Below are 20,014 nucleotides of genomic sequence, written 5' to 3' on the forward strand. Positions count from 1 at the left end.
CGGGAGAAGTCTGCTTGAGGCCGCTGACATTGACGGCTCGGATCAAAGCCTCGCGGCAACCATTGCCCTCGAAAGCCGCAGGCCGAGCTGGACTCGGTCCACGTCATCGACGTTGCGCCCGTCGCGTTCCGATTGCGGAATCAGGAGCTCGTTGCCGTGCAGATCGAGGAACTCCATCGAGAGAGCTTGCAGACGGGAATCCTCTGCTGGGTAGCCCTCCGGCGTGATGATCTCGAAGCGGTCGTCACAGTTGCGCAGCTCGAGGTGTGACGCGCGGAACGACATCCCTGGGTCATCTTTGTGCCACCACTCGGGTTCCGCGACGTCGGGCGCAAGGTGGCCCTGGAACCACACGGCGCGAAGGATCACGTCCGAGAATTTGGCGCTGTAGTTACTGCCATTGAGCAGCCTGAATCGGCCAGCGTGGAATCCGCCTGTCTCGGGATCATATTCGCCGTTGTAGTAGCCGACGCCTCGAGTGCTTCGTGCTCCGGGATAGCGGACGAGGTAATACCGCCAGTCAAACAAGCCGCGCCTGTCACAGAGGCCTAGCCAGTCGGACTGAATCTGCTCAAGCGTCTCTGCGGCCGTCACATCGCCTTCCGCCATACGTTCGGTGATGTCATCGAGGAGAAGCATGAGGGGCTCGCGCCGGCCTGTCTGGGTGTCCCGGTTCTGTGCCGTGAGCATGTCGCGCCAGGATTCGTCGGATTGCGAATTCCCGAGCTGGCGGCGCCTGCCATTCCAGCCGGTGTCGCGGGAGTAGTCGCCCTTTGTCAGCAGGGCTGCCCCGAGAGCGTCGCGGAGTTCTGGCCCCGCGACAGCCTCGAACGCAACTTGCCGCTGACCGAGAAGATCCGTGTCCAAGTCGAAGGCGAGCAGACGGCCTCGGATGAGAGGGTGATCCTCGAGGAGGTGGACTGCCCCTGTCGCTTCGGGGTGAGCGTCGAGGGTCTCCCACTTGAGCCGTTCGTCGACTACCCAACCCTGGTTGAAGCCTGGGGCGTTATCCAGTGTGCCGTCGATAATCAGTCGTTCGACGGCGCCGATGTATTCGGCCATGCGCTTGCTGTCGAGGTTCCACGACTCTGTAAGATTGCGAAGCGTGCGCAGGCGACGGTCCAGCTGCGTGTCGTCAATGCTGGCTTGGCGCGCGATCAGGACTGCGAACAGCATTAGCGTCTCAGTGGTCGTGAACGATGTGCCATATCCGCTAATGCACGCTTGGAACAGGTCCGGCGAAGTTGAAAGCAGCAGTGGAAGCGGTCCGTCCCCTTCGCCGTTCGCGCGGAACAGTCGCGAGAAAACTGTGTCCGGGCTCTCAGTGCCGCACCACGTATCGAATGCGTTAAAGAAGAACGCGCGATTGGCGGCAGCGTCGGGGTTCGTAGCGTCCGCGAACAGGCGCCGTGCCCGTTTCTCAAGGGGGAGTTCATCGGAGAGGCCGGCTTCGAGGGTGCGCCGAGTTCTCGCCCCGTTCCTCCATTCGCTGACGTCTATGATGAAGCGGAAGTAGCGGATGAATTCTTGGTCGATCTCGAAGTCACCGTCGCCGGTCTTCTCGTACTCCCAGAGAAGGTTTGTCCAGCTGCCGTCGATGCTGTCGATGAGGTGTCGATGCTCGGCCAGGTCAAGCACCGGGACCAGCAGGTCCTCGAGTTCTGCCTTGAAGACTTCAAAAGGCGTCAAAGGCTTCCCGCGGGAGTTCATCTTGATGTAGAGGTCCTCACCGCGGTCCGTGTCTTCTATGGGAAGAAACAGGAACCAGATCGGCGGGTTTTCGCGGTCCGCCAGCCGACGCCACAAGTCGTAAAAGTCCGTGCCGGGCGAGGAGAGACGCTCTTGAATGCTGTCGAGCATGACCAGCATGGACTGGATGGTGGGATCCTGCTGCCAAGGGAACACGTACCACGGCTCATCCGTGGCCCACGCCGATGGGCTCGCCGCGTCGTCAGGGAGAGGGTGGGTCGCTAGGGTCTGGCAAAAGTCGCGGGCGCTCGGTCGTGTCGCGTAGGTGAGACGAAGCCACGCCGCGTCCGTATCAAGAGTTCCGGCTCGGCATGCGATGTACCAATGCAAAAGGAACAGGGTCGTGAGTCGCTGTTGCCCGTCAAGTGGCCGGAGTAGTCCGTTATTCGGTAGCTCTCCGTAGACGAAGTCGAGACCGATCGGAGAAGTGGCACCTGTCGCTGCGTCGATGAGGGTGTCGAGGAAGCGGTCTCGGATGACCCTTGTGGCGTCGTCTTGACGACCTTGAGCGAAATCCCTTTGGATCATCGGGATCTCAATAGCGGTGATGTCCGGGCGGCCATCCCTTTCGTCGAAGAGTCCCATGAATGTGGTGCGGTGCCCGTTCATGCAGCTGCCTCTCCTTCGCTTTCGACCAGCAGGAACTCGTCCACCAGGACCAGCAGCTTCTCGAGATACTGTTCGCGGTCCTGAGGGCTCCAGAGAGAAAGCTGCTGATCCTCGCTTCGCGTGTAGTACTTCAAGAACACGTTGCGGGTGCAGGGAAGAATGAAAGCACCTGCTTCGTCGAGTTCGATAATCCGCTCGCGTTTCAACGCGAAGACGGCGTTGTTGAGCTTGCTGTTGAAGTTTTTCTGCAGCAGCGCGAGATTGGCGATGCCGTGCATTTCCTCGTCGTCCTCGTCGCCACCCGCCGAGAACAGGTCGAAGACCCGGTCGACGAGCCGTTGAAATGCGTCATCGTCGCTTATTCGAACTGACGAGCTCTTTTGTGCCTCGAGATCGTGCGCCAGGTTCTGAGCAGTCACCTGATTCGGGGCTTCCCAGGGCGTCACCCGGATTGCGTGAAGGTGTGCCTCGATCCAGTCTGATCGTTGCGCGTCGGTGCGAAGCAGCTGGGCATTCTGAGCGTGAATGTGTTCCAGAGACCAGCCGCCCTGTGCATAGGCGTGGAACGAGAACCGGCTCCCTTTGTCCGCCGATCCAAGGATCGATTGAACATTCATGAGCAGAAGTACCCATTCGCATCGCATCGGGTTCTTGTCGTAACGAAGTAGCGACGCCGATTCTCGGGTGAGAACAAGCCTCTCGCGGATACGTCGCTGGAGCTCCTGCCGGAACATGGAATGGGTCGTCAGCCGTGAGATCGCGATTAGATCTTGAATGTTGTCGCCAATAGCGACAAGGTAGCCGATCCGGTGAAACAGTTCGCGATCGTTGAACCACCCCTTGAGCGTTCCGAAGATCTCGACGACCTCCCGCCAGAATTCTGCCGCCGATGTCTGCTTGACGCGTTCTCGTACTTGTTCGAACGTCCAGTAAGGAGGTCTGTGGTGCGAAGAAGACGCTCGGGTCAAGCTTTCGAAGACAAAATCGATATGAGTCGGTCTGCCGGCACTCGTTCCGGTCAAGAATGCCCAGAATTGATCCTCCCGAAGTTCTCGTTCGATTCCGTCCCACTGTGCGGCGATTTCAGCTCGGCGCCCAGAGTGATCGTCACGGGTGGCACTCTCAGAGAGAATAAGAGCCTTGATGAGTTCCGCGTCGGTCAAGGGAATCCGGTCACGATTTAAGCGGGCAAACAGCGCGTTCGCGTTAGTCGTGTCGGCGGGCGCTTCGTACCAGATCACGAACACTCGCTTTGAGAGCGCCTGGTACATGTCCACGGCGACGAGAAGCGGATTCCCGCGGGATTCAAACCACGACTCGATGGCCTCATAGGCCTTTGCCATGTGGAAAAAGTCAACGTTCTCATTGCTTCGTGCCGGGTCGAGTGTCTCGAGGTACTCTCGGCTGCCAGCCCGCGTCTCGTATGTCAATGAGTAGTCGACGGTGGCATTCGGAAGCTTCGTCCCGATATAGCGCAGGATCAGGTACAGCGTTGTAAGGCGCTGTTGCCCGTCGACGAGTTCCCATGTGCCGTCGGGCCGTTTCAGGACCACGACCGGCTGCAGGTAATAGCCGCGGTCGACAGGACTTGAGTTGATGTCGTCGAGAAGCTGATGCGTCTCGACCTCCCCCCAGCGGTATCCACGCTGATAAGGGGGAACAACGAATTCACCCTGCACATGAGGTCGACTCGGGTCGTCACTCGCTAACACCAGTCGCTCATCGAGAACTGCATCCATGACACGAACCTACTCGCCCGGCGAGTGCGAGCCGCCGTCCGGGGCTCAACTCACGCTGACAGAGAGTGTCAGACCCAGGCAGTCCTGGATTCGTATGCACGCGAGCACACTTCTCGGGGTCGCGCGGGAATTGCGAGTATCACTCTTCGGCACGGTCCCAAAGGAGTCAGTCACATTCATGCGCAATTGAGAGTTGCCGGCATCAGGACCCGCGCTCACCACCAGGGTTCGGTCTTCACGATCTGGCCTTCTGTTTTCTCGAAGACCCGTGCTCGTAACTCGTTCCTAGGTGTTGCCCGCCCGACAGGCGTGTCAACGTTGCGAGCCCGAGGCTCTGGCCGACGCGACCTCGCTTGAGATCACTCTTGCTGAGGATGAAAAACTCCCACGCCGAACATCCAGCGGATGATGTGAGTCGCGGTTGGTCGACGCCTGCACGCCGAAGATGTAGACGTGGGCGTTTGACTGACGCCCATTTGGGTCGTCACCATGGCGCGGGTCATAACGCGTCCCATGGAGTCCGGAGAATTCGATCCGTAACAGCTGGCGCTGCTTCCAGAGATGGAGATAGGCCGACGACTTGACCTCGACCCGAATGCGGTCATCGACAAGCAAACCATAGGCATCCCACTCGATACGGCGTGTGTCGGCCAGGCTGAGCGCTCGAGCAACGAGGAATTCCGCGAGGTAGCCCAGGCTTTGTTCATGCGAAGGTGCGACATCGCGAATCGCCAGAAGTAGGCCACCGAGGCATAAATGTCTGTGAAGCGCTCGACTCCCGTGGGTCCTGGTCTGTCCGGGGGTTGAATCCACTCGTCGGGTTCGCCCTCCTCCCCGTTCTCCGTGTGGATGATCTCCAGCGTCACATTTTCTCGCAACCCAGGCGCCTCGAAACGCATACCTTGCGAGACAGTGTGGGCCGTTCGGATCACCCCCTACTGCAGCGGCTGTCACGTATGCAAGGATCGGCATACGGAAGCACGCAACTTGCTGTATAGCAGCAGGCTTCAACACACACTGTCTCGTAACCCAGGACGACTCGGTCGACATGATGATTCTCAGCGCGAACACGTGCGAGTTGTCAAGGACTGCTGGCCGTATGCCGACGAACAGGGCGAGTACGGGCAGAAGTTCAACAATCTCGCCAAGTTCGTCGCGCGCGATACGGCCGCCATAATCCGGGAGCCCAAGGAGCACAGCAGCAAGGACATCTAGCTGTGAGGGAGCTCGGCGCTCATGCACTCCCCCGCTGGACGCCCGCGTCGTCGACGAGACCCAGATGCAGGTCTGCCCGGCGTCACGGGGCACTGGGACGCGCATTTTCCAGGATTCGCGAGACCTGAGCGTGGTCGAGGCCACCTCGTTCGAAAAGGGCGTGGTGCTACTGCGCCACGAGATCAAGAAATGACGACCCATATGATGGATCACGTCGGCGTCAGCGTGGTCGTGGTCGAGACTCTCGAGGCCACTATCGCGTCTTCGTCGAACTGGGCCCGGAACTGGCGGGTGAGACAACAGTCGAGGGTGCATTCCCGGATCAGCGCGCCGGACTGGATGGCGTCCGAGCGGACTCCGCCATGGTCCGGACACCGGACGAAAGTAGCCGGGTCGAGCTGTCTTGGGCTGCTGATGGTCACCGTTTACTCACCGGATTGGTTCGTGACGAACTCAATTTGACCGGATATGATCGTGGCAAGCGAACCACCCGGTTCCCTGTAAAATCAAGGGAAAACCGCAAGTGTTCAGCCTCATTCAGGGCCAACCGGAACTATGCTCCGGTTCTCCCAGAGGTCGCAGGTTCAAATCCTGTCCCCGCAACCAAGATGAGGCCGGAAACTTGAGGGTTTCCGGCCTCTTTGCGTAGGTGGAATGTGAACACGCCACCGCACGGCGCTTCGCCGAATCGCGGTGGCCGCGTTCACACAGTGTCGATTCACACAGTCTCGATTTACCCAGTCTCGGTTCACACAGTCTCGATTTACCCAGTGTCGATTCACACAGTCTTGTGTCCCGCGACGACGACAATCTGCTCGAACTGCGCCCCGTGAGGGGCCGCGCCCGACGCCTTCTTGGCGGTCACGCTGAGCTGTCACAGCGGAGGCTCAGCGTTCTCGAGTTCTAGTTCGTACGTTTGGCCAATGAGGTCAACTCCAAATGAGTGGTGCCGCTCCTCCGCTGTGAGGATGAAGCCGCGGTCAAGGTAGATCCGTCTCGCCGCCTTGAGTGGATCGTTGGTCCACAGCCGGACGCGCGCGTAGTGGGCGGCGCGCGCGAATCCCAGACAGGTATCGACCAAACGGCCGCCGAGCCCGTGGCCGCGGCCATCTGGGTGTACGAGCAGGATTCGCAGCTTTGCTGCCGAGGGGTCATCGGCATCGGTTACGCAGAAGATGCATCCGACGCGACGCCCGCCCAACTCGGCGATCCAGGCCGCCTCACGGCTGGGGTCGTGATCGGTGGCATAGTCGGCGACGATCCGCGCGACCAGAGCCTCGAAATCCGTATCCCAGCCGAATTCAGTGTTATAGACCTCCCCGTGGGCCTCGACGACCCAGCCCAGATCGCCCGGCCGACCCAGGGGTCGAATCGTGATGTCAGAGTTTGCGGTCTTCATAATCTCTCCGCTCATAGCAACTGAAACGCATGTTTCAGTATACTAGAGCACGTGTCGAACGAACGGGTACCGCCAGAGTCTGCGAGGCGCGATGAGTTGCTGGAACGCGCCTACAACTACGTGCTCCAGTACGGCATCACTGGACTGACGCTGCGGCCCCTTGCCAAGGAGATCGACTCAAGCCCACGAGTGCTGCTGTTCTTGTTCGGCAGTAAGGACGGACTCGTGCGCGCCCTGCTCGGCCGTGCGCGCGTCGACGAGCTTGCCTGGCTGCGCCGGCTGGAGGAGTCCAACCCCGGCGGCGACCTCGCATCCATGGCCGCGACGATCTGGGAATGGCTGTCCGCTGAGGAGTACCGCGACCTGCTTCGCCTGTGGGCCGAAGGCTATACGCGCTCATTGGTCGAGCCACACGGCCCGTGGGCCAACTTCGCGCAGTCCACCGTGTCTGACTGGCTGGAGCTTCTTGCCGCCGCCCAGGACCCCGACGAGCGCAGCAGCCCGAGGGCGATTGCTGAGCGCACCCTCACCCTCGCCGTGCTGCGTGGAGCTCTACTTGATCTGCTCGCCACAAACGACCAGCAGCGCATCACTGCGGCCGTCGAGCAATACCTCACTGATCAGTGTCGCGGAAGCGCGTCCCCTGGGAAGGTACGCGTTGCGTGGATCGTGTAGGTAAGGATGCCCGCGCGCACGGCAGGATCACCGTCCACGATCTCGCGGACCTCCTTCGGGCTCCCTGCGAAGATGTAAATGCCTGCGAAATCCGATTCGTCGCTGATCGGGCAAACGACGGCAAGGTCGCCTTGTGCACGTAAGCCGAAGTTCCGTCGCCCGTGCTCCCAAATCACGGCATCCGCGCCGCTCGAGGCACGCTTTACGGTCTTCGAGAGGATCACAACGGTATAGGGTTCCGTGGATTGCAGTGCTGTCTGCATTTGCTCGTCGGTGAAATAGTCCATGGTTCGGTTTTTCCTTCTCGTAGCGTCGACGCCACTCGCACTGGCCAGGTCAGGCCTGTGCGGCCGCGACGAATTCCGCCAGGATTCGCGACCACCCTTGGGTGAAACTGCCGCCGAGGTAACCGCCGGGGAGCGCACAGTCGCGTTCCAGCTCGGCCTGCGTGAGGCGATCCCACCCTCGATGCTCGACATCCACCCGCGTGCGCTGCTCCGCCTCTGCGGTGAAAGACAGCTCGACCTCCGTGGGTGTTCCTGTCACGTTCCAGGTCATACAGAAGCCGTGCGGTGGATTCCACGCCAGGATCGTGCCCCAGTCATGCTCGCTCTTGTCGTCCCAAGTTTCGTAGACACGCCCACCGAGCGACTGCTCGAAAGTCACGGTGCGGACGCTCGTGGTACCGATCGAGAATGGCCGTAACGGCCACCACGAGCCGATTTCCCGCACGAACACCGCGAACGTGTGCTCAAGCCCGCTTCGCACCAGGACCGACTGATGCACCGGCGGCCGCTCCATCCGCAAAACTTCGCGTGGCCGCTCAGTTCTCACCCGCTCAGTTGTCATCTGACTCACCCCGAATGCTCTCGTCCTGGTCCGCTTCTACCAGGGTGCGCCCGATGTCCAGCGAGGTCGCCCACACATCGTCCAACAGGTTACGCAGCGCCGCAAGCCCTTCGCTGCGCGCGCGATACAAGCGCCGCGTTCCATCCCTACGCTCGAACACGAGCCCCGCCTCCTTCAACACCGTGAGGTGCTGGCTCACGGCGGTGCGGGTGACCTCGAACTCGTTCGCGATCTCGCCGGCGGCGCGCTCCCGGTCTGCGACCAGACGCAGGATCGCGCGTCGACGCGGTTCGACCAGGGCGCGCCACACCGCGTCGTCATCGTTCTGTACCGACGACTGCCGTACAGCAGCACTCACGCCCACAAACCCACCGGGTTGCCGTCCGGGTCAGCAAGAATCGCAAACCGCCCGTAGCCCTCAGGCAGGTCAGTGGGCGGCACGACACGCGCCCCGCCGAGTTCCTCTGCGCGGGCAAGATAAGCGTCAAGGTCGTCGACCCGGACATAGAACTTGACTCCGGTTTCGCCGCGCATCGACGGCCCGATTCCTCCGCCGATCGCGCCATCACCGGCGCCGGTATCGACCAACGCATACCCGTCCGTCGAGGGAGCCGGCGTGATCGTCCAATCGAACAGTTGCGAATAGAAACGTTGCGCCCGATCCTGCTCGGTGCTGACGATCTCGAACATGGCCACTGGTTGTCCCATCATCTTCTCCTTTGTGTAAGTGATCGCGATCTTCGCAATCACTATGTTCGTGACTACTAACGTTAGTCATCAATGACAGTTAATGTAACCCCTCGATCCGCTGTGCGTCAACAAGTTGAGCAGAAACTGCTGAAACTGATTCATGGCACCTGCCGCCTCCCGGTGGCCGACCGGCGACGCGGGGTCTACCCTCCGTATTGTGTGAGGTGTCCGACGCGATCAAGCGCGATTCACGCCGGCGAAGGAGGTCGCTCCCGATGAACGATGAGCATCAAATGACGATCGGTACGCTGTCGCGCCGAACTGGCGTCTCCGTTAAAATCTTGCGTTCATACGAGGACCTCGGCCTCATTTACACCGTGGGCCGCAGCCCGGGCAACTACCGGCTCTTCGGCGACGACGCGCTGTGGTGCGTGGCGGTGGTCAGCGGGCTCCGCTCGCTCGGCCTGACTATGGCTGAGATCCAGAACCTCAGCCTGAGCTATCTTGCGCCCACCACCCAGACCGTCGGCCCGCAGTTGGCCGCACTGTTGGGAGTGGCACGCGACCGCGCGGCAGCGCGTATCGCCGAACTCGGCCAAGTCATAGAGCGCATCGATGCCTTTCGGGCGGAGCACAACGAGGAACTGACCGGTCGCGCAGATTTTCGTGCGTGGGATCCGCGATTCAGCAATAGCGCTTGACTCTCCCCCCACCGGGAGGGCTTACATTCACTTTGAGGTGACAGAGATGACTGCCCAGATGATTCCCCATAAGAGCCAGACGGAACGCCTCGACGCGATCCGAATCGCCGCGGATGCCGACCGCGCGTGCCGCCCCGCCGACATCCTGCCGCTCAGCCGTTCATCACGCGCGTTGTGGGGTTGGTCTCCTCCGACGCGGCCGCCCGTGAACACGCTGGCGCAACGCGTTGACCGAATGCTCCCTCGATCCGGATGGTCGTGCCTGCTCTACCTCATCGGCGTCGCCGCACTGCTGGGCGTGGCCCCCTACCTCCCAACGCGAGCGCAACTCGGTGCCGACGGGGTCGCCTTCGTGGCAGCCGGCGGCTGGTGCGCTCTGAACTTCTGGCTCTGCCGTCACGCTCATTGCCTTGTCACTGGCGTCGGCTGGACTGCTCTGGCCATTCTGACCTTCGTCGAGGTCGGCGTCGGCAAGAGCCTCATCGCAGGTGATGAGCAACTGGTATTCCTCAGTGTCTTGGGCCTCGCTCTCGGATTCGAAGCGGTATGGTGTGTTGCTCGCGGCACGAACGCGGTGACTCTCGGCGACGCGGCCGGCCGCGCATCCGTCGCGACGACTTCCCCGCTGAGGTTGGCCAGCGGCTGCGCCATCGACGATGCATGCGGATTCCACTCAATCGCGCCGCTCAACGCGCAACCCCAATCGCTGCGTGAAAAGTTGACCGATCCGCGATGACATCGACGAGCGCCTCGGCCAGATCGCCACGCGCGATCGTGAAGCCGAATGGGACATCTCGCCCAATACGTGAACGATATTGATGACGAGGCGGGCCACTGGTCAGAACCGGCGGCCGCAGCACCGTCCAATCGGCATCGCTTTCGGTCAGAGCGCGCTCCATGTCGACCATGTCGAGATAGGAGGCCTTCAGCGCGCTCCGGTACACCGGCTTGACGACGAATCGCGAGAACGCACCGTCGTGCTGATTGTCTACCCAGGCGCCACTGACCGCGACGATCCTGCCTACACCGGCAGCGCTCATCGCCGCCAGGCACGCGCGCACACCATCAGCTTGTACTCCTCGGGATCCCGGTCCTCGTGGGCCGACCGCGAATACGATAGCTTCCGCACCGATCAGTGCTCGTTCGAGCGCGCCGGCGTCCCGGGCATCCGCTGCCGCAATCGAAAGCAGCAGGCTCGGCTGCCTGGGGAGTCGTCTTGGATCGCGAACGATCGCAACCGTTCTGATACCCCGATCGATCGCGACATCAAGGACGAGAAGCCCGGTTCTACCTGAAGCTCCGATAACGGCCAGCTGCATCGCACGACCTCCGTGATTCGTCAGAAACCCACCGCCAACTCACGTCACCATGATCCACCGGATTGGCTCGGCCGGCAGGAATCTTGGGTCGCCACGCGTGCTATCGTCCTCATGATCGTGATCGACGAGCAGGAGGTGAAACCCCCGGATAGCCCGAAGCCGAGCTACCTCTCGGGGCCGGGCTCGATGGAGTGGTCGGGCAAGATCATCGCTGTTTCCGAGGATGCGTCCGACATGCGCCGCAGGATCGGCGCGGCGGCGCTCGAAATGGATGCCGCTGACGGCTCGAGCCAAGCCCGCTGGCGCGACATCGTGGCGGCTCGGCTCCCGAAGCATCAGTGGCCCCGCCAGCGGGTGCTGATCACTGCTGTTAACGCCCAAACCGGCGAGTCCGTCGTGTTCGACAGCGACAGCGGTGTCGACCTGGTCGACGCAGTCGCTGCCAGCACCAGCAACGGCTTCGGCCCCTTCGGCCCCTACCGCGTCGCTGAGCACCGCTACCTCGACGGCGGCTATCGACGCGGCTCCAACACCGATCTGGCGGCAGGATACGGGCGGGTACTCGTGCTGGATCCGTTCAGCGGCCGGTCACGGCATCCGCTCGAGTGGGGCATGGCTCTCGCAACCCAGGTCGACGAACTGCGCACGACAGGCAGCATCGTCGAGATCGTCTTTCCGGATGCCCGATCGGGCGACGTATTCAACGCCAACGCGTTGAACCCGTCGACGCGCCTGCCTGCCGCGTGAGGAGGTTACGACCAAGGCCGAAGCCTCGCAGAGAACCTTTCCGTGTTCTGGCTCTGAACCACCCGCGGGCCAAAGCCCTTCGACTAACGGATAGCGCTCAGTCGCGGGGCGAGGTGCTCGACCCGGCTGGCCAATTCCTCCAGCGCTGTGTCGAACGCGGCATCCGTTCCAACAGGAACCGGGTCGGGCACCGACCAATGCAGTCCGCCGACGTCGCCGAGCTCTTCGTGCGCGTGGTCGCACACGGTGATGATGAAATCGTCATCGGTGAGCACGTCGGCGATCGAGCGGGGCCGAGCCGCCCGCAAACTCAGGTGATGGCGCTGCGCGGCCGCCAGCGCGCCCGGCGCCACGCGCTCGGCCGGATGCATGCCTGCCGAAGCCGCGGGGATCGCGCTGGCCCCGTGCCAGAGCACGGCTGCCAACTGAGACCGGGCAGAGTTCGCGGTACAGACGAAAACGACTCTTTTGACGCTTTCCGCAGCATCCGGCGCGATGCCGACGAGGGCATCCGGCACCAGGTGAACGTAGCTGCGACGACGGTCCGCTTCCGAGCGCCTGCGAACAATCAGGCCCTCGCCCTCCAGCACCTTCAGGTGGTGGGCGACCAGATTCGAAGGCATCCGCAGGGTTGCTTGCAAGTCGCCGGGCGAGACATCCCCGAGCGTGAGGAGGTCGACAATGCGCAGGCGGGCAGGATCGGCCAGGGCCGCATGTTTCGCCGCACGTCGCTCCAACTTATCGATCGCCTCGTGTTCCATTGACTCAATATTGACTGAGGCAACGCATTCCGTCAAGATAGTCCAGTGCCATCGACCCACTCAGTTGCAACCCACGTCCGCCCGCACTTCTGGCGACGAGTGAGCGCCGAATTCATCGGCACCGGCCTGCTCGTAACCGTGATCATCGGGTCGGGCATCGCAGCGCAGCGCCTCTCACCCGACGACATCGGCTTGCAACTCCTTGAGAACAGCATCGCGACGGCGCTCGGTCTGACGGTGCTGATCCTGATGTTCGCGCCGGTTTCGGGAGCACACTTGAACCCGCTGATCTCGGCCGCCGACTGGCTGCTCGGCCGGCGCAGCGGCACAGGAATCAGCCTGGCGGATGTCGGTGCGTACGTTCTCGCTCAATGCGCGGGCGGCATCTGCGGCGCCGTCTTGGCCAACGCCATGTTCGACATCGGTACCCGAATCTCGACGAAAGATCGCACAACCCCAGGCCACCTACTGGCCGAGGTCGTCGCAACCGCAGGATTGATTGTGTTGATCTTCGCCCTCGCCCGCACCGGCCGCGGAGCTTTGACTGCGGCGGCAGTCGGCGGATACATCGGGGCCGCGTTCTGGTTCACCAGCTCGACGTCGTTCGCGAATCCGGCCATCACGGTCGGGCGGATGTTCTCTGACACGTTCGCCGGAATCGCACCCACTTCTGCCCCGGGCTTCGTCGGCATGCAGGTGATCGGCACGGCCGTCGGTCTTGCGCTACTCGTGCTCTTCTACCCACGCGTCGGTCGCACCACCGACGACGTGGTGATCGCCCACAATAATCGCCAACTCAGCTAAGGGCCCATCCATGCACATCGTTGCAATCGGCGGAAGCGATGCCGGCATCTCCGCCGCCCTGCGCACCCGCGAACTCGACCCGTCCGCCGAGGTGACCGTTGTCGTTGCGGATGCCTATCCCAACTTCTCGATCTGCGGCATCCCGTACTACTTCTCGCGCGAAGTCAGCCCCTGGCAGAGTCTGGCGCACCGAACTCACGCGGATCTGGAAGCGACCGGCATGACATTGCGGCTCGACACGTTGGCGACCGAGATCGATGTTGCCGGCCAGCGGCTCCACGTTCGACTGCCCGGCGGCGCGGAAACTGCCATCAACTATGACGAGCTGATCGTCGGCACCGGCGCATCACCCTCCCGCACCGGAATCGCCGGGCTCGACACGCTCAGCCCGGATGACGGTGTTCATGTGCTGCACTCAATGGGCGACACTTTCGCGCTCGAGCGGTTTCTGGAGACCCGACGCCCTGAGACGGCGATCATCATCGGTGCAGGCTATGTCGGTCTGGAAATGGCAGAGGCGCTGACCGTCAGGGGTCTGAAAGTCACGCAGCTGCAGCGGGGCGCCGAAGTGCTCTCCACCCTCGACCCCGAACTGGCAGCCCTCGTGCACGAAGAACTCACCCGTCACGGGGTCGAAGTCATCACCGACGCTCGAGTCACCGCGGTCGCCCGCAGCGGGAGCGGACTCACCGTGTCAGGCATCCGCGACGATGCGGCATTCGAGCACCACGCGGAGCTGGTGCTGGCGGTGGTCGGAGTAAAACCCAATACGGACTTGCTCGATCGTGCCGGCGCCACGCGCGGCGCAGGCGGTGCGATCGCCGTCGACGAAGCCATGCGCACCGGCCTGGCTCACGTCTTCGCCGCCGGCGACGGCGTTGTGACGCACCACCGCCAGCTGGGCGTGACATATCTGCCCCTCGGCACAACAGCACACAAGCAAGGCCGCGTGGCCGGCGAGAACGCGCTCGGCGGCAGCGCTCGCTTCGCCGGAAGCCTGGGCACGCAAGTCGTCAAGGTCTTCGATCTGGTCGCTGCCCGCACCGGTCTGCGCGACCGCGACGCTGCCGCCGCCGGTTACACACCATTCAGCAACACGGCGATTGCCGACGATCACAAGGCCTATTACCCGGGCGCGCAACCGATCAGCATTCGCATCACCGGCGACCGTGAGTCGGGCGAGCTGCTCGGCGCACAACTTGTCGGCAGCCTCGGCACGGAAACTGCCAAGCGAGTCGACACCTACGCGACCGCACTGTTCCATCGGATGCCGGTGGCCGGCCTCAGCGAACTCGACCTTTCCTACACGCCTCCCCTCGGCTCACCGTGGGATGCCGTGCAGATCGCGAGCCAGTCCTGGAGCACGCAACTCGATATTGCTCGGATGTCGGCCCGATTATGATCGGCGATCACGCTCGCGGTGCAGCGCCGCCGATCTGACGTCGAAAAGGCTTGACGAGCATCCGGTCATCGTTTATCGTCGATGAACGATGAAGGGTGTTCAATGAGTGCGTTGAGCAGGGAACGGGCCGAGACGTACGCATCGTGGTTTCGGTGCATGGCCGACCCAACCCGGCTTCAGGTGCTGCACGTGCTGGCAAGCGAGAAGCGGCCAATGCGCGTCGGCGAAATCGCGCAGACCATCGGCTTGGCCCAGTCGACGATATCGGTTCATCTCCAACGGTTGCTCGACGACGAATTCGTGCTGCTCGACCGATCGGGCACCTCGAGCTGGTACATCGTGAACGCGGCGTGTATTGAGCAGTTTCCGCGGGCCGCTGAACAGGTCATGGGATCCCTCGCGGGCAAGATTCCGGCTCACGAACTGCCCACGACGGCCCCGTGGGCGGGAAGCGACGACGATCAGCGATGAGTACGTCTCCGGCGGGGCTTTCGCGTGTGCGCCGGCGACCGGTGCTGATGCTGATCGGCGCAGCATGCTGCTGGGGTGTCGGCACGGTGATCAGCAAATACGCGCTGGGCACGGTGGAACCGATCATGCTCCTGACCGTACAGTTGGCGACCAGCACTGTCTTCTTGTTCGCAGGGATCTGGGTGAAACGAGTCCGGATCACGTGGACGCCACAACTGCGGCGGCTGGCGGCGCTCGGCATCCTCAATCCCGGCCTCGCATACGCGCTGGGCCTGCTCGGTCTCGCATCGATCAGCGCAAGCATGTCGGTTCTGATCTGGGCTGCTGAGCCGGTGCTCATCCTCGTGCTCGCAATGCTGCTGCTCCGCGAGCGAATCACTGCCGGGCTCGGCGCCGCTCTAGCGGTCGCCGTGATCGGAGTGCTTCTCGTTGTGTATCAGGCCGGGGCCGCCGGCACCGTAATCGGCGTATTCCTCACGTTCGCCGCCGTCGGCGCCTGCGCGCTGTACACGGTGATCACCCGCCGGCTGCTGGTCGACGACGCCTCGATTGCCGTCGCGGGTGTGCAGCAGGCGGCGGCGCTGGTCTTCGCCGTGGTCGTCCTGGTGATCAGCCAGCTGCTGTGGCCGCACGCCGGCTCGATTTCCTCGGTTCCCTCCACGACGTGGCTGTGGGCGATAGCTTCGGGCCTGCTCTACTACGGAGTCGCTTTCTGGCTGTATCTGACCGGACTCGCCGACGTGACCGCATCATTCGCCGGCTCATTCATCACCCTGGTACCGGTGTTCGGACTCGCTGCAGCGACGATGATCGGCGAGCAACTCACAGGCAGGCAGTGGATCGGCGCGGTCATCGTCGTCGCAGCGGTGGCAACCATCGCTCTACTGCAACAGCGGCAGCCCTCCCCGGCTCGACTAGCGCCTGACTCCTAGGTGGCCAGCGCAGTCCCGACGGTCTCGCGCGGAGGCGTCACGCTCTAACCGGCTGCGGCACCGGCGCCCCGGTCGGCGCCAAGCTGGTGACGCGGCGCTTGATACCCGCCCAGATCTTGTGGCCGCGGCCCTTGAACCAGTCGTCATCATCCGATTTGCGGTTGAGGTACAACTGGTACGCGCGGATCCCGGCTACCGCCAGCCAAAGAGCGGCGAACAGGGTGTCACCCTCGACGACGTCGAGGAATGCCAGCCCGACGCACAACACGATCACGCTCCACGCCAGCAGGAGGTAGGCGGTGCGCCACACGTAGCGCGGATGGCTCCCCCTCACAAGCCCGCGGTAGGTCACGAAAGCATACGTCTCGCCCAAGCTCGCGGCGACGGTCACGAGCAGCAACATGGTGACGAAAACCGTCATACCTCTACTATTCGCGCTTCGGCTGCGCTGATGGTGTGAATTTCGGTGCGGGGCCGGTCACGGTTCGCAAACGGTCCGGCGCGAGTCGCTACGCATCCGCTCCGTAGAGCGCCGCGATGCCTCGTGATCCTGCCCCCTCGGCATATGTCGGATGCTGCGGCCAACCGGCCGGGGAATCTTGCCACTCTTCTTGACGACCATACGGCAGCACGTCGACCAGTCCGAACGTGTGGGCGAGTTGCTCGACGCCGCGGCCGTTCGTGTGCCACGTGCGATACACGGTGTCGCCGTCGCGCAGGAACACGTTCACGGCAAATCCGCCGCCAGGTTCCGCGCCGACATCGGCGCCGAAGGGGCTGTTGGCCGTCGAGTACCAGGTCATCTGGTTGCCCACCCGCCTTTTGTAGGCGAGCGCTTCGTCGATCGGACCCTGAGTGACGATGACGAACCGGGCGTCATAGCCGTCGAGAAAGTCGAGCCTGGTGAACTGCGAGGTAAAGCCGGTGCAGCCTGGACACTGCCACTCCTCACCGGGAAACCACATGTGGTTGTAGACGATCAGCTGCGACGCGCCCTCGAAGACGTCCGCCAACCGCACGGGCCCGTCTTCACCTTCGAGGGTGTAGTCAGGTAACGCAACCGCTGGCATCCGGCGCCGTTGCGCTGCGATCCGGTCAAGTTCCCTCGTCGCGGCCTTTTCCCTGATGCGCAGTTCGGCGAGGGCGTTCTGCCAGGTTTCCGAGTCGACAACCGGTGGTAGTGCGGTTGTAGCCATGAGTACCTCCACGATCGTAATCAGCATGACGTTCAATGCGGTGGGGACACTGTAACCACCCCCGTCGGGGCTGAGTCAAGCAGAAAATGCCACCACCCCGAGTTCTCCACGATCTGAGATGCGCTTCGCCAAGTCCCAATCGCCGAGCGCCTCACAACAGCCCTAACGTTCCTTATTTATATAAGCGGCTTACGTATATCGCTTGACATTGCTGTTTTTAACGCCATACTGAATTCAGATTAATACGCAATGTGGTTTCATTCTAAAAATAGCAGCGCCACAATCGTTAGGAGCCGGTGAACACTAGTGGCTGTCGTGGACTTCTCTACCGGTACGGAGCCCTTGAGCACCAGGGCTCGAAACGCAGCGTATTGCGCCATTGCCCTGCGCGATCATGGGCAGGGCACCGTGGCGGACTTATCGAGTCGTACCGGCCTGTCGAGGCCCACCGTTGAGGCGGGGCTTGAGGCAATGATGAGCCGCGGCGTGGTGTCAGTTCTTGACGATCTCACGACAGGCGGTCGCGGAGCCGGCCGCCCTGCTCGCAAGTACTCGTTCCGTCCGGGCGCCGGGTACGTCGCTGCGGTCGATGTCGGCCCACACCGCGTCCGCGTCGCGCTCGCCGATCTGGGAGGCGGAATCGTCAGGTGGATTGACGAACCGACCGGAGATGACGTCATTGGCCCCGAACGCATGATCGGAGTTCGGCGGGTCGTCGACCGATGCCTGCAGGATGCGAGCGTGCAGGCATCCGACCTGGTTGGCATTGGCGTTGCCGTCACGGGCATCGTAGGACACGATGGTCGCATCATCGTATCTCGAAACCTCCCCGACTGGGAGGGCGTCGACATCTCGGGCCACCTAGGTCGTGCCTACGGCTGTCCCGTGGTGGTTGAGAATGACATCCGCATGGCGGCGCTGGCGGAACACCGATTGGGCGCCGCCCGCCTAGCCGAAGACGTTATGTACCTGTTCGCCGGTCACCGCGTGTCGATGGCGCTCATTCTGGGCGGCGAACTCCGTCGCGGCCATCACAGTGCGGCGGGCGAGATTGGTGGAATCGCCTTTTCGATGGCGGTCGACGATCGCCACGATCAGCTCACCTGGAGATCTGGCACATCGGGCGAAGAAGTCTTCCGCCTGGCCGCGAACGGAGAAGCGAATGCGCTCGAAGAAGTCCGACGGTTTGCCAACGGGCTCGCGACAGGAATTGCGATCGCGGCGATGACCGTGGATCCCGACCTTATCGTCGTCGGTGGTGGACTTTCGCAGGCGGGCGGCGTGTTACTCGACCCACTCCGCGAAGCGGTTTGCGAGGCGATCCCCGTGCCAGTGAGCCCCACAATCATCGCGTCCGAGCTGGGCGCCGAGGCAGTCGCGCTCGGCATGCTTGTACATGCGTTCAAAGTGGCGTCAGTGTCCGTCTATGGCAGCGTGAGCTTGCCGGAGCCGAGGATCGACGTCGCCAGTGCGCGCTCACTCGCGGGAGCAGCAGCATGAGCGAACATGAAGCACGCCCATTGCGTCTGGCGGTCGTGGGAGTCGGGTCGCGCGCGTCCCTAGCGCAGCACGCGGTCGAATCCGGACGCGCGCGCGTGGTGGCGTTCGTCGACCCGAACCTGGCGGCCTATGCCCGTGCCGAGAGCCTTTTCGGGCCGGGACTTTCGGGTTACCGCGACCATCGCGAATTGATTGCAGCGCGAGATGACATCGATGCCGCGTTCGTGACCACGCCTGATCACACTCACGCCGCCATCGCCGTTGACTTGTTGAACGCCGCCATCCCGGTCTATCTGGAGAAGCCTCTGGCCATCACGCTTGACCATGCAGACCAGATCCTGGCGGCCGCAGCCGAGACCGGGACCCGGCTATATGTAGGCCACAACATGCGCCACATGTCGGCGATCCGCCTCATGCACGAGATCATAGGCCGCGGCGAGATTGGTGAGGTCAAGGCCGTCTGGTGCCGGCATTTCGTCGGCAATGGAGGCGACTACTATTTCAAGGACTGGCACGCCGACCGCACGAAGTCGACAGGGCTGCTACTTCAAAAAGGTGCCCACGACATCGATGTCATCCACTGGCTCGCCGGAGGCTACTCAACCCTTGTATCAGGCATGGGAGCGCTGAGCGTCTACGGCAACATCACAGATCGACGTGACAACTCGGGACGCCTCATGCCCGAATGGTTCTCATTCGATAATTGGCCGCCACTCGCCCAGACCGGACTGAACCCCGTGGTCGATGTCGAAGACATCTCGATGATGCTGATGAAACTCGACAACGGGGTGCTTGCCTCGTACGAGCAATGCCACTTCACTCCGGATTACTGGCGGAACTACACGGTGATTGGGACGCAAGGTCGCCTCGAGAACTTTGGCGATTCCGCCGGAGGGGTCGTCCGCGTGTGGAACCGGCGTCGGGAGTATCGACCTGAAGGCGATGTTGAGTACCCGATCCACGGTGACGCGTCGGGGCACGACGACGCGGACGCACGCACAGTCGAAGAATTTTTGGACTTCGTGACTCAGGGGACGCCCACGGTGACGTCACCGGTTGCATCACGAAACGCCGTTGCTGCAGGTATCGCAGCAACCGAGTCTCTTCGTTCCGGTTCGATACCGATTCGGATTCCACCCGTCGATCCGGCGGTGGCCGCTCGCCTGGAAACGAGTGAACCGTCGCCGGAACGGCTCCCGGGTTAGCGGCCGATATCCGCCAACCCGGGCTGCACCACCCTCGATTCACATTCAAAG

At 62.6% G+C, this 20,014-nt stretch carries 23 protein-coding genes; 12 read left to right on the forward strand and 11 right to left on the reverse strand.

Annotation, left to right across the window (positions count from 1 at the left end; translation table 11 throughout):
• Positions 1–42: 42 nt before the first annotated feature.
• Together QU604_RS14480 and QU604_RS14485 are read right to left on the reverse strand one after the other, a co-directional pair.
• Complete coding sequence (locus QU604_RS14480) at positions 43–2,358, reverse strand: DUF262 domain-containing protein (protein WP_308465326.1); 2,316 nt, start codon at positions 2,356–2,358, stop codon at positions 43–45.
• Complete coding sequence (locus QU604_RS14485; protein WP_308465327.1) at positions 2,355–4,097, reverse strand: DUF262 domain-containing protein; 1,743 nt, start codon at positions 4,095–4,097, stop codon at positions 2,355–2,357. The genes QU604_RS14480 and QU604_RS14485 overlap by 4 nt, the downstream gene beginning before the upstream one ends.
• Positions 4,098–5,168: 1,071 nt before the next feature.
• Here QU604_RS14485 and QU604_RS14490 point away from each other — a divergent pair.
• Positions 5,169–5,312: a hypothetical protein gene (locus QU604_RS14490; protein ID WP_308465328.1), complete on the forward strand. Its 144-nt coding sequence runs from the start codon at positions 5,169–5,171 to the stop codon at positions 5,310–5,312.
• 693 nt (positions 5,313–6,005) lie between these two features.
• Complete coding sequence (locus QU604_RS22205; protein ID WP_409349968.1) at positions 6,006–6,182, forward strand: pentapeptide repeat-containing protein; 177 nt, start codon at positions 6,006–6,008, stop codon at positions 6,180–6,182.
• Positions 6,183–6,186: 4 nt separating this feature from the next.
• Here QU604_RS22205 and QU604_RS14495 read toward each other — a convergent pair whose 3' ends face one another.
• Positions 6,187–6,711 (reverse strand): GNAT family N-acetyltransferase, encoded by a 525-nt coding sequence (locus tag QU604_RS14495; protein ID WP_308465329.1) that lies wholly within the window; start codon positions 6,709–6,711, stop codon positions 6,187–6,189.
• A 51-nt stretch (positions 6,712–6,762) separates the two neighbouring features.
• Here QU604_RS14495 and QU604_RS14500 point away from each other — a divergent pair, with 51 nt between their 5' ends.
• Complete coding sequence (locus tag QU604_RS14500) at positions 6,763–7,386, forward strand: TetR/AcrR family transcriptional regulator (RefSeq protein WP_308465330.1); 624 nt, start codon at positions 6,763–6,765, stop codon at positions 7,384–7,386.
• Here QU604_RS14500 and QU604_RS14505 read toward each other — a convergent pair.
• From QU604_RS14505 to QU604_RS14520, 4 genes are read right to left on the reverse strand one after another with little or no spacing between them, the layout of a single operon-like run.
• Positions 7,332–7,673, reverse strand: a complete 342-nt coding sequence (locus tag QU604_RS14505; RefSeq protein WP_308465331.1) for a PIN domain-containing protein — start codon at positions 7,671–7,673, stop codon at positions 7,332–7,334. The two genes, QU604_RS14500 and QU604_RS14505, sit on opposite strands and share 55 nt — an antisense overlap.
• Positions 7,674–7,722: 49 nt before the next feature.
• Positions 7,723–8,172 carry an SRPBCC domain-containing protein gene (locus tag QU604_RS14510; protein WP_308465332.1) on the reverse strand — a complete coding sequence of 150 codons (450 nt, stop codon included), beginning with the start codon at positions 8,170–8,172 and terminating at the stop codon, positions 7,723–7,725.
• A 52-nt stretch (positions 8,173–8,224) separates the two neighbouring features.
• On the reverse strand, positions 8,225–8,593 hold the full coding sequence (locus QU604_RS14515) for an ArsR/SmtB family transcription factor (protein ID WP_308465333.1): 369 nt from the start codon (positions 8,591–8,593) through the stop codon (positions 8,225–8,227).
• On the reverse strand, positions 8,590–8,946 hold the full coding sequence (locus tag QU604_RS14520) for a VOC family protein (RefSeq protein WP_308465334.1): 357 nt from the start codon (positions 8,944–8,946) through the stop codon (positions 8,590–8,592). The genes QU604_RS14515 and QU604_RS14520 overlap by 4 nt, the downstream gene beginning before the upstream one ends.
• A gap of 254 nt (positions 8,947–9,200) precedes the next feature.
• On the opposite strand from QU604_RS14520, the gene QU604_RS14525 reads away from it, so the two are divergent.
• Together QU604_RS14525 and QU604_RS14530 are read left to right on the forward strand one after the other, a co-directional pair.
• Entirely contained in the window at positions 9,201–9,626 is a 426-nt protein-coding gene (locus QU604_RS14525) for a MerR family transcriptional regulator (RefSeq protein WP_308465335.1), read from the forward strand.
• 46 nt (positions 9,627–9,672) lie between these two features.
• Positions 9,673–10,362 carry a hypothetical protein gene (locus tag QU604_RS14530; protein WP_308465336.1) on the forward strand — a complete coding sequence of 230 codons (690 nt, stop codon included), beginning with the start codon at positions 9,673–9,675 and terminating at the stop codon, positions 10,360–10,362.
• Here the strand turns inward: QU604_RS14530 and QU604_RS14535 are convergent.
• The gene (locus QU604_RS14535) at positions 10,313–10,945 is read right to left on the reverse strand and encodes an NAD(P)-dependent oxidoreductase (protein WP_308465337.1); all 633 of its coding nucleotides are present in this window, start codon (positions 10,943–10,945) and stop codon (positions 10,313–10,315) included. The genes QU604_RS14530 and QU604_RS14535 overlap by 50 nt on opposite strands.
• A 111-nt stretch (positions 10,946–11,056) precedes the next feature.
• On the opposite strand from QU604_RS14535, the gene QU604_RS14540 reads away from it, so the two are divergent.
• Positions 11,057–11,692 carry a patatin-like phospholipase family protein gene (locus QU604_RS14540; RefSeq protein ID WP_308465338.1) on the forward strand — a complete coding sequence of 212 codons (636 nt, stop codon included), beginning with the start codon at positions 11,057–11,059 and terminating at the stop codon, positions 11,690–11,692.
• A gap of 83 nt (positions 11,693–11,775) precedes the next feature.
• Here the strand turns inward: QU604_RS14540 and QU604_RS14545 are convergent, their stop codons facing one another.
• On the reverse strand, positions 11,776–12,453 hold the full coding sequence (locus tag QU604_RS14545) for an arsenate reductase/protein-tyrosine-phosphatase family protein (RefSeq protein WP_308465339.1): 678 nt from the start codon (positions 12,451–12,453) through the stop codon (positions 11,776–11,778).
• A gap of 99 nt (positions 12,454–12,552) precedes the next feature.
• Here QU604_RS14545 and QU604_RS14550 point away from each other — a divergent pair, with 99 nt between their 5' ends.
• From QU604_RS14550 to QU604_RS14565, 4 genes are all read left to right on the forward strand, one after another.
• Positions 12,553–13,257, forward strand: coding sequence for an aquaporin (locus QU604_RS14550; RefSeq protein ID WP_308465340.1), 705 nt, complete (start codon positions 12,553–12,555; stop codon positions 13,255–13,257).
• 10 nt (positions 13,258–13,267) lie between these two features.
• Positions 13,268–14,659 (forward strand): FAD-dependent oxidoreductase, encoded by a 1,392-nt coding sequence (locus QU604_RS14555; protein WP_308465341.1) that lies wholly within the window; start codon positions 13,268–13,270, stop codon positions 14,657–14,659.
• Positions 14,660–14,761: 102 nt separating this feature from the next.
• Entirely contained in the window at positions 14,762–15,130 is a 369-nt protein-coding gene (locus QU604_RS14560) for an ArsR/SmtB family transcription factor (RefSeq protein WP_308465342.1), read from the forward strand.
• Complete coding sequence (locus tag QU604_RS14565) at positions 15,127–16,062, forward strand: DMT family transporter (RefSeq protein ID WP_308465343.1); 936 nt, start codon at positions 15,127–15,129, stop codon at positions 16,060–16,062. Before QU604_RS14560 ends, QU604_RS14565 begins: the two co-directional genes overlap by 4 nt.
• 37 nt (positions 16,063–16,099) lie before the next feature.
• On the opposite strand, the gene QU604_RS14570 is transcribed toward QU604_RS14565, so the two are convergent.
• Together QU604_RS14570 and QU604_RS14575 are read right to left on the reverse strand one after the other, a co-directional pair.
• On the reverse strand, positions 16,100–16,483 hold the full coding sequence (locus tag QU604_RS14570; RefSeq protein WP_308465344.1) for a hypothetical protein: 384 nt from the start codon (positions 16,481–16,483) through the stop codon (positions 16,100–16,102).
• 88 nt (positions 16,484–16,571) lie between these two features.
• Positions 16,572–17,258, reverse strand: coding sequence for a DUF899 domain-containing protein (locus tag QU604_RS14575; RefSeq protein WP_308465345.1), 687 nt, complete (start codon positions 17,256–17,258; stop codon positions 16,572–16,574).
• 474 nt (positions 17,259–17,732) lie between these two features.
• On the opposite strand from QU604_RS14575, the gene QU604_RS14580 reads away from it, so the two are divergent.
• Positions 17,733–18,758: an ROK family protein gene (locus QU604_RS14580; RefSeq protein ID WP_308468931.1), complete on the forward strand. Its 1,026-nt coding sequence runs from the start codon at positions 17,733–17,735 to the stop codon at positions 18,756–18,758.
• On the forward strand, positions 18,755–19,963 hold the full coding sequence (locus QU604_RS14585) for a Gfo/Idh/MocA family protein (protein ID WP_308465346.1): 1,209 nt from the start codon (positions 18,755–18,757) through the stop codon (positions 19,961–19,963). Before QU604_RS14580 ends, QU604_RS14585 begins: the two co-directional genes overlap by 4 nt.
• The last annotated feature ends 51 nt before the right edge of the window (positions 19,964–20,014 follow it).

Source organism: Rathayibacter sp. SW19 (genome assembly GCF_030866825.1).
In the GTDB taxonomy this organism is placed as follows: domain Bacteria; phylum Actinomycetota; class Actinomycetes; order Actinomycetales; family Microbacteriaceae; genus Rathayibacter_A; species Rathayibacter_A soli.